8 protein-coding genes and 1 pseudogene are annotated in these 15,095 nt (G+C 43.7%); 1 reads left to right on the top strand and 8 read right to left on the bottom strand.

Annotated features, from left to right (window positions below; genetic code table 11):
* Positions 1 to 283: 283 nt before the first annotated feature.
* Positions 284 to 919: an HU family DNA-binding protein gene (locus KTR06_RS14425; protein ID WP_087323738.1), complete on the bottom strand. Its 636-nt coding sequence runs from the start codon at positions 917 to 919 to the stop codon at positions 284 to 286.
* A gap of 333 nt (positions 920 to 1,252) precedes the next feature.
* Here KTR06_RS14425 and KTR06_RS14430 point away from each other — a divergent pair, with 333 nt between their 5' ends.
* Positions 1,253 to 2,596: a VapE domain-containing protein gene (locus tag KTR06_RS14430; protein WP_087322825.1), complete on the top strand. Its 1,344-nt coding sequence runs from the start codon at positions 1,253 to 1,255 to the stop codon at positions 2,594 to 2,596.
* 231 nt (positions 2,597 to 2,827) lie between these two features.
* Here KTR06_RS14430 and KTR06_RS14435 read toward each other — a convergent pair whose 3' ends face one another.
* The 7 genes and pseudogenes from KTR06_RS14435 to KTR06_RS14465 form a co-directional block, all read right to left on the bottom strand.
* Positions 2,828 to 3,916 (bottom strand): acyltransferase, encoded by a 1,089-nt coding sequence (locus KTR06_RS14435; protein WP_120070410.1) that lies wholly within the window; start codon positions 3,914 to 3,916, stop codon positions 2,828 to 2,830.
* A gap of 26 nt (positions 3,917 to 3,942) precedes the next feature.
* Positions 3,943 to 5,997: a beta-L-arabinofuranosidase domain-containing protein gene (locus tag KTR06_RS14440; RefSeq protein ID WP_217290479.1), complete on the bottom strand. Its 2,055-nt coding sequence runs from the start codon at positions 5,995 to 5,997 to the stop codon at positions 3,943 to 3,945.
* 32 nt (positions 5,998 to 6,029) lie between these two features.
* Positions 6,030 to 7,451 (bottom strand): retropepsin-like aspartic protease, encoded by a 1,422-nt coding sequence (locus KTR06_RS14445; protein ID WP_217290459.1) that lies wholly within the window; start codon positions 7,449 to 7,451, stop codon positions 6,030 to 6,032.
* 103 nt (positions 7,452 to 7,554) lie between these two features.
* Positions 7,555 to 8,685 carry an aldose epimerase family protein gene (locus KTR06_RS14450; RefSeq protein WP_004299540.1) on the bottom strand — a complete coding sequence of 377 codons (1,131 nt, stop codon included), beginning with the start codon at positions 8,683 to 8,685 and terminating at the stop codon, positions 7,555 to 7,557.
* A gap of 143 nt (positions 8,686 to 8,828) precedes the next feature.
* Entirely contained in the window at positions 8,829 to 10,247 is a 1,419-nt protein-coding gene (locus KTR06_RS14455; protein ID WP_254306429.1) for a glycoside hydrolase family 125 protein, read from the bottom strand.
* Between the two features lie 47 nt (positions 10,248 to 10,294).
* Entirely contained in the window at positions 10,295 to 12,586 is a 2,292-nt protein-coding gene (locus tag KTR06_RS14460; RefSeq protein ID WP_217290461.1) for a GH92 family glycosyl hydrolase, read from the bottom strand.
* Between the two features lie 12 nt (positions 12,587 to 12,598).
* Positions 12,599 to 15,077 (bottom strand): annotated as a pseudogene (locus KTR06_RS14465) (glutaminase domain-containing protein).
* Positions 15,078 to 15,095: the final 18 nt, after the last annotated feature.

Consider the following 15,095-nt stretch of genomic DNA (forward strand, 5'->3'; position numbering starts at 1 on the left):
ACTCGTTTCCACTCACAAAGATAGTCGCGGTCTTGCTTTTCATAGAGGAAATATAATTAAAAAGTATATTTACATCATTAATCTGCCTCTATATTTCTACTGAAAGACAAAAAGGCCCTATATTATCATACGAAATACCTACAGCCTACCACTTTCACCTTCTTCCCGAAACCTCCGTCCAGAGCAGGAAAGCGGGTGAAAGCGACCATGCAAAAGCCATTCTATCACGCTTTCACCACTTTCACCGACACACTTCAAATCGACGCTTACTCAAAGTTTCCATTTACCGCCGGAGCACATCACGAGACACCCCGTAATAACCCGCTGCAGCCACATAAATCGGCTGCATTCGTTTGCCGATATTTCGCAATTTACCTTCTTCCAGCAATCGCCGGAGATGACGATTCGCCGTAGTCCGTGTCATGCAGCATACTTCCTGAAAATCATAACGAAGCATTACGTCATGATCGGCGAAATATTCCTTCAGCCGCATATCTATCTCCACTGCCGACAAAGATTCCGAATGGCGCGCATACTTACTCCGGCTGGCTTTGACACCTACTAATTCACCCCGCAGGCGGGCATCCGGACGGAAACCGATTGTTTTCAGTTCCATCTTCGACCATTTGTTTTTAGTACTGCGGGTCACCTTTTGCGTGCTCCTCAAAATAGGGGCAAAATAGCCTAGCCCCTCGATATGTACCTCGCGTCCTTCACGTAGTTCTTCACCACAAATTTGGGCAAGCATCTCGAACGCATTTTTTACATCACCTACAGAAAGCGAACTGCGTCCGTGAATCATCCGGCACAGTTTATCCGTTCCCACCTTACCATTCAAAAAAATGCGGGGATGCAAACCTTTCTCTTCCGAATCATCGGACTCACCGGGATTCTCATACCAATCGTAAAGTATAGCCATTAGTCGTTAACGTTTTGATAGTGAATATATTTCATGTAAAAACTTTAAGTTTATTATCAAACCACTACCGTGGTTCATTTAAATCACACTCGTTATCCAATTAAATCACTCTTGTCATTTAATTGGACCACGAAAGTGAATCAACAATAACTCTTCGTCAAAGATACGATAAAAAATAGAGAAAAGGACGATAAGAAGCCGCCTTCTTCAGTCAAGTAGAAATTTATATTTTTTCCGGAGAAATACTTGCAAACCGATATCATCCTATAGTACATTCGCAGTATCAGCGCTGAACAATAAACCGATTTTAATCACTTAAAAATAGAAAAAATAATGAATGCAATAACATTGATATGGAGACAGGTATTGAAGGAACTAAAATTGTTTCAAATGAAGGAAAACAAAGAAGATGCAGTTGAGAAAACAGAAAAAGAGCTACAGAAAACGCTAAAATGTCATGAAGATAAATATACCATTCCCCTGCCGGACACTGTACCGCCTACTGGAAAAGAGAAAGAGACAGAACGAAAACAACCGGTCCGATTAACCCAAGAGGTACGTACATTCCTGCAAAAACAGTATGATTTTCGTTACAACCTATTGACGGAAGAAACGGAATATCGTCCTGCCAACAAGCGTGCCGTTCCTTTCGAACCTGTAAGTAAGCGGGAACTGAACACTTTCTGCATGGAAGCACACGACCAGGGCATATCCTGCTGGGATAAAGACTTGAGCCGTTACATTTATTCCACTTGTATTCCTGAATACCATCCTTTCCGGCTTTACATGGAGGAACTGCCCGGCTGGGATGGGACAGACAGACTGGAAGCTTTGGCGCAGCGTGTCTCTGACAATCAGCTCTGGATAAAAAGCTTCCATACCTGGATGCTGGGACTCACCGCCCAATGGTTAGGCATGACGGGAATACATGCCAACAGCGTAGCCCCCATACTTGTCAGCAGCGAGCAGGGACGACAAAAATCCACATTTTGCAAGGCACTGATGCCGCCGGCACTGTCACGTTATTACATGGACAACCTGAAACTGTCTGCACAAGGAAAACCCGAAAGGTTACTTGCCGAAATGGGACTTCTGAACATGGATGAATTTGACAAATACGGAACGCAGCAAATGCCATTATTGAAGAATCTGATGCAAATGGCAAACCTGAATATCTGCAAAGCTTATCAAAAGAATTTCCGCAACTTGCCGCGCATCGCTTCTTTCATCGGTACAAGCAACCGTTTTGACTTGCTCACCGATCCCACCGGTAGCCGGCGATTCATCTGCATTGAAGCAGAACATCTGATCGATTGCGAAGGTATCATGCACGATCAGATCTATGCCCAACTGAAAGCTGAACTACTCTCCGGCATCCGCTATTGGTTCACAAAAGAAGAGGAACGGGAACTGCAACGCCACAATGCTGCTTTTTATCATCCGTGTCCGGCAGAGGAAGTCTTTCATGCCTGCTTCCGGATTGCTAAAGATAATGAAGAGGGAAGCGAACGGCTCTCGGCTTCGGACATATTCAGGAGACTGAAGATGTATAACCCCGCTGCCATGCGTGGAAGTAATCCGGCTACGTTCGCGCAAGTTTTGCTTGCGGCAGGGGTCACCCGCAAACATACCAAATATGGGAATGTATATTTGGTGAAACCGATGAAAGCGGCATAAAGCTCCAAACAGAGGGAGGGTTCACCCGTAAAAAACTGGTAAAGAAGTGTTTACAAAGGAGTGAAAGAGGTGAAAAGAGAAAGAGGATATTAAGAGGAAAATAAGCTATAAACAGTAAGATTTTGAATAGAAAATCAGGAATAACTTGGTTATCTATTCAAAATCTTACTGTTTATAGCCTAGGATCATCTGCTTGAAGTCAGTAGTATATGCTACTTTGTTTCCGGATATTTATCCTACTATCCATTTACTGCCCGGTATAAACGAAATGATCTTAGTTGTTACAAAACAACAGATAAACGTAACCACTGCGATACATGGTATAGCGACAACAGTGGGAAGCGCCAATGTATCTTTGAACACAGTCACCCACAGTCCGAGCCAGAATATGTGCATAAGATACATGCCATAGCTAAGTTTCGATGTTTCCGTCACCAACTTGGGAGCTTGCGGACGTTTGATACATGTAAACATAAGGAATGTACCCGTTGTGAGAAGCACACAGTTAATCGTACAGAAAGCCCATCCTATTTCTATTACAGGTGTGGAATGGAGTTCGCCGGGTATAGCCTGCACATAGAATGAATAAATAGTCCATACAGCACCGATCACCATTAAAATAGTTCCTATAATGAAACGTTTGGAACGGTTCCAGGTAAGGTGTACACGAATGTAATGCGCCAGAACAAGATAGCCCAGATAACCGGAGAAGTACCACAACATGTGGTATTCATTCCAGAAACATTGTCCCCACACTTCACCGCACCAACGATTGAGATAAGGCATACAGGTTGACAACACGAACAGCCCTATAAAGAAACGCTCTTCTTTAGCCGTGGCTTTTCTCAACCATGGGGATATAATTGGGATAAACAAATAAAGGCTTATCAGAGGATACATAAACCACAAGTGTCCGGCTAGCGTCGGGAAATTCAGGAATATCCGCGACAAGTCCTTCATAGATGTTTCTCCGTCTATCTGTCCCCACAACATAGGTAGAGTGCTGTACAGTAGCATGAATATGAAAAACGGTGGAAGGATGCGAAGACAACGCTGGCGATAGAATTGCCACATAGACTGCTCTTCCTTCATCGGTGCAAGCAGGAAGGCAGAGACTATCATGAACAGAGGTACTGCCATACGTGAAAAGCCATCGTATACTGATACCCATAGCCGGTCTGCTTCATTCGCTAGAAAAGACTGCGGACCTGCCATATCAGTAGATCCGGGAGCACCATAGAAATTCTCACTGGCATGAACAAGGATGACGAGAAAGCATGCAAACACACGGATGTAATCTAAAAAAACAATACGTTTCATTTATTCTAAGTTTTCTAGTTATTAATTTATTCTTTTGTGTTCGGGAACGCAGAGATTCTCAACCGTGCCGCACCCATAGGAATCAATGTTATTTCTTCTTTATCACCTTTCACCGCATCTTCTTCCGGCAATACGCCACACAGTCCTGTTTCGTCTATCTTCCATTCAGGAACCGGACGACCGATAGCTTTTACTTCTAAAGGTACACTGGTTACTGTGAAAGGATAGTTGTCAGCCGGCCAGGATTTACGGATGACCTTGAAATTTTTCAAAGGTTCTTTCTTATCCAATACCAACGAATAATTCCAGGGGCTATCCGGATAGATTTCAGTAGTAGGCCATTTTTTCGAATCAGCACCTTTCTGCCATTTTGAATCACCGATAGCAGTCTCGCGACTGTCTTTCTCTACATATTTCTCTGCAATCTTAAGAGACAAAGTCAAAGGTCCGTAATCTACGCTTACGCTGTTTTTATTAACCTGCCAGGTACGCATAGACAAAGACATCGGAAGAGTCAATTCCACACGGTCACCATTCGCCCACTCGCGATTGATGCAAAGATATTTTCCCGCTACAGGAGCTGCACTTACCTTCTTGCCATTCACCCGTACTTCCGCCTTTTGAGTCCATGAAGGAATACGAAGATAAAATGGAAAAGCGACCTTTTCACCGGTAGAAACAGTAAAGGCAATAGCTTCTTCAAAAGGATAATTTGTCTCTTCGTGAAGAGTGATTTCCTTGCCGTCACCCACTTTCACTGTAGCTTTGCAAGCTGCATAAATAGCTGTTGCCACTCCGTTGTCGGGAGTTGCCAGTACCAGATGTTCGGTGAAGTAAGGCCAGCCCTGTGCATGATTGTGTTGGCAGCAACGACTGCTGAAAGGATTCATCGAAAGGAACGGGCCACGATTGTCAATGCCCGGATGATGATTCTTCGAATCACTGATGGCATGGTTCGGACAAGTGATATAACGCAATGCTTTAAAATCCGGCATCACGGCAGCCGGATAAGAGTTGAACGCTACTTCTTCACAGTGTTCAGCCCACATGGGATCTCCTGTCATGCAAAGCATGATTTCATCAGAAGCCATTTGTTCTACCAAACCGCAGGTTTCCACTCCCTGTCGGGGATCGATATATCCCAGACGAGCATTTTCGTCCGCACCGAACATACCTCCGGGAACCTGACCAAAAGTACGCCGAATCAGATGATGGACATTATAAGAGGCTTTCAGCATCGCTGAATCTCCGGTCTGCATATAATAAGTGGCAGGTTCACGGAAACATTGGGCGATATTGACATTGTGCCAGTTAGGTAAGGAGGTGGATTTCGTCCAGTCGGCTGTGTTACGGTGAATCTTCTCGGCTAATTCGAGTAGGAAAGCATCCCCAGTATGGTTGTAAAGCCAGTAGATACTGATGATGTTATCACCGCCACGGCTTTTCTCCCAATAATCTTCCAGAAGTTGGTCATCGGGAACAGTCATCTGCCACTTGAAGTAATTCGTCATCAGGTCAATGACACGCTGATCTTGAGAATACTCATAATAAGATTGCAGACACCAGAGCATAATCATCTGTGCCCAAAGTTCGCGTTTGCCGTTACGTTCATTGACCGGACCGAAATAGCCATCCGGCTGGCGACTGGCAAATACACCTTCAATCCAATATTTGGTTTCTTCAATCATCTTCGGGTCATTCAGGATATATGCTAGATTGCTATACCCTTTGAGCCAGTAAGGGACTTCCTCCCAGCCGTGATCGCCACCAGTTGTCAACCAGGCATTATTATCCTTTTCCAGCCAAGCGCTGATTTCTCCCAAGTGTCCGGTCAGACCGTCGCGTTGCAACTCCAGATACTTCTTCACCCAGCCTTCAGGCTGAATACTACCTACCGGCAACTTTATAAAATTCAACGGTCGAAGCGGAGCGCGATACCCGATATAATTGGTATTGACGGACTGTATGTCCGGTCGGTCCACTACCGTCACCGTACCACTAGAAGAAGCAGGCGCACAAGCTGTAACCGCCACTCCAAGCACTATCGATGCAAAAAGTCCTTTAGTTGTATTTTTCTTCATTTCGTCTATTCTCATTTAGATTATTTCAACTCTCATTGCACTGCTTCAAGACGCATATTGTCAAGGTCCAGCAGCACTTTCTTTCCTATTCTCCGATAAAAGCCATTGCCTATAACTCCATCAAAAAATATACCGGGAACTATTTGGCCAAGAGGATATGTCTTTACAGCTTCCAGACCAGGAGGCTGCATTAATTTATCATCAAATATTATTGCAGGATCTTTTAACGTTTTATATGTGATCGCCCGTGCCTGATGCAGCATAGCTACCCCGAATGTATTCTTTTTACTGGTAGAACCAATCGGCAATTCTGTCTGATGTTTCTCGTAAAATGCAGAATCTACTGTAATATATTCATCAGAACCCGTATCCAGATGAGCCGTAAAATCAGTTCCATTAAGTTTTATACGCATATACAAATCGTATTTGTATGCATAAACATTGGGGGCTTTAGGAAGGTGAGCATTGGGCACAGAGACGGGGAAACACATTCTGTTATGTTCGTAATCAGTCTGTATCTTCCCTATCAATTTCATTACCGGCAGTCCAAGAAACACACAATCCGTAAACAATGTACGCACCGAATCTACAACAGTATGAGCCTTCTTCCTCTTCTTTCTTCTCTTAATTGATAAACCGGATACAAATGGAACACTCGCGGTGTCCGAGTAAATGAAGGCTGGAATATTGTAAAAAGTTATATTTCCAACTTCAATAGAATCAATGATACTCCGGACAGAAATCAAGTTCTCATTGATTGTTACTTTATTCTCGTCAATGCTGTCATATTTAAAGCCCATCCCATCCGCCAACTTTCTACTTAGGATACAGTAGGGTCCCACCCCTGTATCAAAGATAGTGTTCTGTGATATTCCATTATATTTTGCCTGGAAAACAGACTTATCACCTTCTTCTATATCAACAAAAGAAGACGTTTCGTTCCGTTTCATTTTTATAGGAGGCAGATTCACTGCATTTTCAGCATAGGATAAAAAATTCTCTGTAGCAGTTCGCCATTCCTCATATTCTTTTCCGCCTGTATTTGTCTTTGTAAGACTTTCATTCCAAATTCGTTTCATCTGCAGATAAGTATCCAATGCCTTATCCGTATCCCCTAGTTCTATATACGCATCAAACAAATTAGAATAAAAAACAAGTGTTTTCTCCCCAAAAGTTGCATAATGGTGAGGTATAAACTGCTCTAAATAGTAAGCGACACTGTCTGTCTTGTTTAAAAACTGCGCCATTCGAAATTTATAGTATAACTCTAAATCAGAAGGGATTGTCGTTGTCTCTGATAGATTCTCGTACAATTCCTTTGATTCAAAATATCTTCCGCTAAACATTAACTTGTCCAGTTTCTGCAACTGTTCAACATTCTCCTGCCCGTACAATGTAAGTGGAATCAGCACAAAAATAAAACAGGTGATATAATATGTTTTCCAATATTTCATAATTTATTTCTATTTTCACCTTCCGCCAAAAGCAGTCTGATAACAGACTTATCAAGCTCCGCTACTCCCGCAACCGAGAGCAGGGAGCTCATTCATAAATCCATTATTTGTCTACAGAGAATTTGAAGATACATTGGCTTGTATACTTTTCGCCCGGACGAAGTACAGCCGACGGCCATTCCGGTTTGTTCGGAGTATCCGGATATTTCTGTGTTTCGAGACATACGGAAGCGCGTTGGTTGTAAGTAATGCCTTTCTTTCCGGTCAGTGAACCATCGAGGAAGTTACCTGCATATACCTGAATACCCGGTTCGTTAGTATAAACGTCAAGTACGATACCAGTCTTCGGTGATTTCAAAGAAGCGCATTTACGGGTTACGTCGCCTTTCGTGTTCAATACCCAGTTGTGATCGTAACCATTGCCATTTTTCAGCTGTACGAAATCATAGTCGTTGATACGTTCGCCTACCGGAGTCGGGGTACGGAAATCCATCGGAGTTCCTTCTACCGGAACAATCTCGCCAGTTGTCATGAAAGTACTGTCCACCGGAGTATAATAGTCCGCATCCACCATCAACAAATGACCGGAATTATTGCCGGCATCACCTTCAAGGTTAAAATAAGAGTGGTTGGTCATATTGACAATCGTCGGTTTGTCTGTTTCCGCTTCGTATTGAATATCGATGGCATTATCGTCCGTCAGTTTCATCACCACCTTACAAGTGATGTTTCCCGGAAAACCTTCTTCACCGTCTTCTGCACGGTAAGTCAACTGCAATTCCTGCGGATTCAACAATTCTGCATCAAACACCCGGTATTGGAATCCTTGCGGTCCGCCGTGCAGACAATGACCGTAGTTATTGCGGGGAAGCTGATATTCCACACCATCCAAGGTGAACTGTCCCTGATTGATACGATTGGCATAACGTCCGATAGTCGCACCAAAATCCGAAGGCTTGCTGATATAGTCCTGAATAGAATCGAAACCGAGAACAACGTCACGCATCTGTCCGTCTTTATCGGGAACCATCACTGAAACAATACGTCCACCGAAGTTCGTGATACAAACTTCCATGTTGTTCTTGTTACGCAGAGTGAACAAATCAGTCTTCTTTCCATCTACTTCTGTCTGGAATTTACTCTGCAATAAACCGGAATCTGTAGCCTTTTCAGCTTTCGGAGTACAAGCTGCCATTAAAAGGGCGGCAACTGCCCATACACATAACTTTTTCATGATACAATTGGTTTTTAAATATTAGTTTTCAGCTATTCATATTTAGATGCAGACGACGCGGATAACGCGTTTTTTCTAATTTTGCATCAGAAAAAGAGCCGCATCACCCGCGTTATCCGCGTTCAAATTACTATGTCAGCATATTACTGTATACTATTCAATAAATCTACCTTTCCATCATTAACCAACTTCAAAATCAACTCACCGAAAAGAGTATTCTGCCAGGCAAACCATGCGCGGGTAAATTTCTTCGGATTATCCTTATGGAAAGATTCGTGCATAAAGCCGGTGTCAGCATCCGTGTCCATCAACATCTTAATGCAAGTCTTGATTTCGGCATCATTCTGACTTGTGAAAGCCTTCATCATAATACTCATCGGCCACACCATATCGTAACCGATATGCGGTCCGCCGATCCCTTCGCCTGCCTTGCCTTTAAAGAAATAAGGATTGTCCTCACTCCACACAAAACGGCGGGTATTCTGATAAATCGGATCGTTTACATTCACATCACCCAAATAAGGCATCGCAAGCAAACTCGGCACATTGGCATCATCCATCAGATGATGATTTCCAAAACCATCTACCTCGAATGCATAGATTTTACCATATTTAGGATGATTATACACCGCATATTTCTTTAAAGCTGTTTCCACCTCCTGCGCCAAGTCCTTACATTCTTTAGACAAAGCTGTCTTCTTGTTTACCTTCTCCAAAATCTCGGCAGCCTTACGCAAAGAAGATACGGCAAAGAAATTGGAAGGAACCAGGAATTGAAGCGTAGTAGCATCGTCCGAAGGACGGAAGCTGGAAACAATCAAACCGACAGGTTTCACCGGTGCACCCAGACCGTCATTGCTCACAGTATCCAGTGCACGTTCCGTCTTACGTTGGAATTTATAAGGACCTACTCCGTCTTTGCGTTGTTGCTCTTTGAATGTTTTCAGTACATTAGTGATTGCCTGAATCCATTCTTCGTTGAATATGCTCGCATCTCCGGTAGTCTTCCAGTAATGATAGGCCAAGCGCAAAGGATAACACAAGGAGTCAATTTCCCATTTACGTTCGTGCAATTCCGGCTTCATGTCTGTAAGGTCACTCATCCAATGACCGTCAGGAATAGCGCCGTCATTAAAAGCGTTTGCGTACGGATCGATATTGATACATTTGAACTGGCGGAGAATAACACCTGCCAGCATTTCTTTCAGTTCAGGATCCGAATTAGCCAATTGTACGTAAGGCCATACCTGTGCACCGGAGTCGCGTAGCCACATAGCGTGAATATCTCCCGTATATACGAACGTATCCGGTTTGCCATCGTTTCCTTTACGGAAATGTACGGTTGTATCCAGTGTATTCGGGAAACAGTTGGTAAACATCCATGCCAACTTCGCATTCTTCAAAAGTTTCTGTACACGGAGAATCTCCTTCTCTACCGCATTGGAACGGAACAGACGATTGGATATTTCCGGACGGTTATCTTTCTGAATAGCATCCGCCAGACATACATGCATTTCTGTCATACGGTTGGAGGCTTGCAGCTCCCCGCCACAGAGAAGCATACCTGCCAGCATACCTGCGCTGATATATTTGATCTGTTTCTTCATGATTACTTCTTCTTTTTAAATTCGTTAGAGAAAGAATAAGGAAAATCGGCCTCTTTGGTACCACGTTGCTGATTGGGTTTCGCGTCCATCTTGAAAGAAATGCTAGCGCCATTCAACAAATCCTGATGAGTCAGATAGTTTTTGGTATATTCTTTACCGTTCAATTTCATCGACGAAATGTAACGTTTATCGTCTCCGTTATTCGGAGCAGAGATAGTCACCGTCTTTCCGTTTTCCAGATGCAGCTTCATCTCCTTGAAGTAGGGAGTACCCAAAACATATTCATCCGTACCCGGACATACCGGATAGAATCCCATTGCCGAGAATACATACCAGGCAGAAGTCTGGCCGTTGTCCTCATCACCGCAATAACCGTCGGGAGCAGGAGTATAAAGTTTGTCCATCACTTCACGAATCCAATGTTGCGCTTTCCAGGGTTGTCCGGAATAGTTGTACATATAGAGCATGTGCTGAATCGGCTGGTTGCCATGTGCATAGTTGCCCATGTTCATAATCTGCATTTCACGGATTTCATGAATAACGGCTCTATAATAACTTTCATCGAAAATCGGAGGCAGGATAAATACAGAATCCATCATCTGGTTGAATCCGTCTTTACCGCCCATCAAATCGATCAGACCTTGAGGATCGTGGAATACCGACCAGGTATAATGCCAGCTATTACCTTCCGTAAAGGCATCCCCCCACTTCAACGGATTGAACGGAGACTGGAACGTACCGTCTTCATTCTTACCACGCATCAGTTTGTGTTCGGGATCGTAGAGATTCTTATAATTCATTGCACGCTTTGCAAAGATTTCAATCTCTTTTTTCGGTTTCTTCAAGGCTTTACCCAATTGATAGATACACCAGTCATCGTATGCATATTCCAGTGTACGGGCTGCATTCTCGTTAATACCTACATTATAAGGTACATATCCCAACTTATTGTAATACTCATGTCCTAATCGTCCGGTAGAACGAACATTCGGATGTACTGCATTCGCTCCGTGTTTCACGGCTTCCCACAATGTCTCAATATCGTATCCTTTCAATCCTTTCAGGTAAGCATCGGCAACGACGGAAGCGGAGTTGTTTCCAACCATGCAACCTCTGTGTCCCGGACTTGCCCATTCCGGCAGGAATCCGCTTTCTTTATAAGTGTTCACCAATCCTTCCTGCATCTTTGTATTCATGGATGGATACATCAGGTTAAGGAATGGGAACAGACAACGGAACGTATCCCAGAAACCGGTATCGGTAAACATATATCCCGGAAGCACTTCACCGTTATAAGGGCTGTAGTGCATCACGTCTCCTTTAGCATCTATCTCGTAGAAACTTCTGGGAAATAATACTGAACGATACAGACAAGAGTAGAAGGTACGCAAATGATCGATATCATCATCTTTCACTTCAATACGTCCTAAAACATCGTTCCATACCTTGCGGCCTTTCGCAGCAATCTGTTCAATGTTGTCCGTACCCAGCTCTTTCAGGTTCAGTTCCGCCTGTTCAGGGCTGATAAAAGAGGAAGCTACACGCACATTTACCTGTTCGCCCTTGCGGGTTTTGAAACCGATCAGTGCACCGGCATGATTGTCTGTCGCTTCCAGTTTGTTGGTGTCAATCACACCACTGGCTACGGCAGCCGTATAAGTAAACGGTTTGTCGAATACTAGTACAAAGTAGTTTTTAAAGTTGACAGGAACACCACCGCTGTTTTTAGTGGTATAACCGATAATCTTGTTCTCCGAAGGGATTACTTTCACAAACGAGCCTTTATCAAAAGCGTCTACCACTACATAAGAGTGGTCGTTTTCGGGGAAAGTGAAACGGAAAGCAGCTGCTCTCTCTGTCGGAGCAATTTCGGTCACTACATCATGATCGGCAAGATATACTTTATAATAATAAGGAGTAGCCGTTTCAGCTTTATGAGAGAACCAACTGGCACGCTCATCCTGATTAAATACTGCCTTACCGGTTACCGGCATGATGGCAAATTGACCGTAATCATTGATCCAGGGACTTGGCTGATGGGTTTGTTTGAATCCTCTGATCTTGTCAGCGTCATACGTATAGGCCCATCCATCACCCATTTTACCAGTCTGCGGAACCCAAAAGTTCATTCCCCAGGGCAGCGCAATGGCAGGGTAAGTATTTCCGGTAGATAATGCGTGCTTTGACTGCGTACCAACCAGCGGACTAACATAGTCCACCGGTCCGGTAATTGTTTTTGCAGTCATAGCCCATGCACTAAGTAACGTAAAAGCGAATAGAGCTAGTTTCTTCATGGTATTTTTGTTTTATTTAATCAGTTTTCCTTCAAGCATTTTGATATAATATCCACCTACAACGGAACGTGCCTGGAAGCCTCTTTGATTCGGTTCGTCTGTAAATACCCAGTCGGACATCGGAACACGGTTAGGTGTAACGTTCATAAACAGATATACGGGTTCGATAAATTTCTCAAAGGTAGCTTTGTCATTTGCCAATGTAGCTGTCCACATGATCCAGTCGGTCTTTGTGTATGTTTCACGGTTATCCAACGGAAGACCATATTTATTTTGCTTCGAAAGATAGTAAGCTATTTCCGTTTCTGCAACATTTTTAGGGAAGATTTGCAGATTCAACAGTTTATCCCACACCAGGTTATACTTCTGGCTCCATGTTCCCGGTTTGTCAAATGTGAGACGATAGTGGTCACCATCATCAGCCATTTTCACCCATTCGGCAGCCATTTCTTTCGCTTTCTGTGTGTACTTTTCAGCCACGTCTTTTTTTGCCCAGCATATCTGCCAGATAACCGTATGAAGCAACACCCATGATTGCTTTGATAGAAAGGTTGGCATTGTGTGCAAAGTGACCTGCAAAGTCATCGGTACAAAGTTGGTTGGCCGGATCAAGTCCGTTCTCTACCAGATAGTCTGTCCACGTAGTCAGGGTTTCCCAATGTTTCTGTGCGTAATCTGCATTACCTTCTACTTTTGCAATGGCAGCAGCCAACACTACCATATTACCCGATTCTTCTACCGGCATATCACCGCCATAAGTCTGGCCGTTAGCCAATGGATAAGTACCGACATCATGCGCAGCAAATGGTTTCGTCCATTTTCCGCTTTCACTATAATAGAAGATATGGTTCATGGTAGCTTTCACCAATTCCGGATTGTAGTATAAAAGCAACGGAGCTCCCGGATAAGTCAGGTCGACTGTTCCGATGGAACCATTACTGAAGTTCTCCTTAGAAAGGAATACCAAGTCGCCGTTCGGAGCCTGTACCAGTTTATGTGCAGCCAATGCCTGACGATAAGCCAATGCACAAAGTTCGGCATATTTACGTCCACCGGCAGCAGTAGCTTCTTCCATCAGTTTCTTGTCGAAAGCAGCGCTATTCTTCATTTGTGTCTTGTATTCTTTCTCTGCTTTCTGGAATTGGGAAACAATCGTTTCATTACCCTCACGGTTCCAGTAAGGACGCAGGTTATCACCAAAGTATTGGATAGAATAAATATCATCATACCCGATCAACAGATGGCCATCAGCTTTTTGTGTTTCGCCCAATGAACGTACCAAAGCCAGTTTATCATAACCGTTTGTGGTAGGAGCTTCCAGTTTATTGGCTACGAAGTTCTTGCGCAGCTCTCTGCCGTCACCGATTGCAGATGTGCTGTTTTCCTTTTCAGCTGCCAGATAGAAATGTCCCCAGTCGATACGAACATCATCACCCTTTTTCTTCAGAATATCCTGATTGCGGCTTCCGGTACGAAGGAATAACAAATCGCCGTCAGTAAAGCTGTCGGCAACAGATTCCTGGTGAGGTTGGTCGATTGCCCATTGCGGAGATGCTTCGAAATACAGCTCAACCTGATGTTTCTTTCCGTCATTGGAGGCTACTTCATAAGAAATATAGTTGACCGGACGTGACAACAAGTCCAGATTATCCATGAACATAGGAGCGGTAAATGTCAGTTTCAAATCTACCGGACCGCAAGTAAATGTATAATAAGTCTGCATAGGTTGTACGTCTACAGAAGTTTGTTGTGCTGTTTGATGGAAAGAACGATAACCGTCCAATTCTACCAATAATCCGAAATCCAGCAGTCCGTTTCCTACCCGGTTATGACAATAGCCTGCAATCAGATTCTCACCCGGTTTCAAAGAAGCTACTACTTCTTCCGACAGTTTCACCCGTTCGTTCTTTTTACAAGCATTACCTGTATCTACCACTTTGATGCCGTTGATATAAATAATAGCATCATCGTCGTGAGAGAATTCAAGATATACATTCTTTCCTGTCAAGTCTTCCTGAATATCAGCTACCCGGCGTACCCAGATAAATTCTTCTCCCCATTGGGTTTTGGCTGTATGCTCATTTTCCATCGTTCCGAAGGCAGCTTCGCCTTCTTTCCATGCTTTATCATTGAATCCGGCATTCTGCCATCCGTCAGCAGGCTGTTGAGTGGTATACTTTCCTGTCCAGCTACCTTGTTCGGATGTCTTTACCAAAGGACGTAGTTCCAGTTCTTCCGTTCCCATGAAACGGTAGGTTTGTCCGTCTACTTTTGCAACACCAAGTAAAGAAAAATCCTTGCCTGTCCAATGTTTTACAGGACTGTCGTATAGATTGTCCGTAGTAGACCATGCACTAGTATAAGGATCAATTGTCACCAGCGGATATGCCGGAGCACGTAATTCATTCTTCTCGTGCTGTTCTACCTGGGTCTCACAGCTACAAAATACAGAAGCTGTTCCCAGTAACAGCATCATCAGTTGTTGTTTCATAATTTAAATCACCTGTTT

Origin of the sequence: Bacteroides sp. MSK.20.12 (assembly GCF_019052435.1) — a bacterium.
Lineage (GTDB): Bacteria > Bacteroidota > Bacteroidia > Bacteroidales > Bacteroidaceae > Bacteroides > Bacteroides xylanisolvens.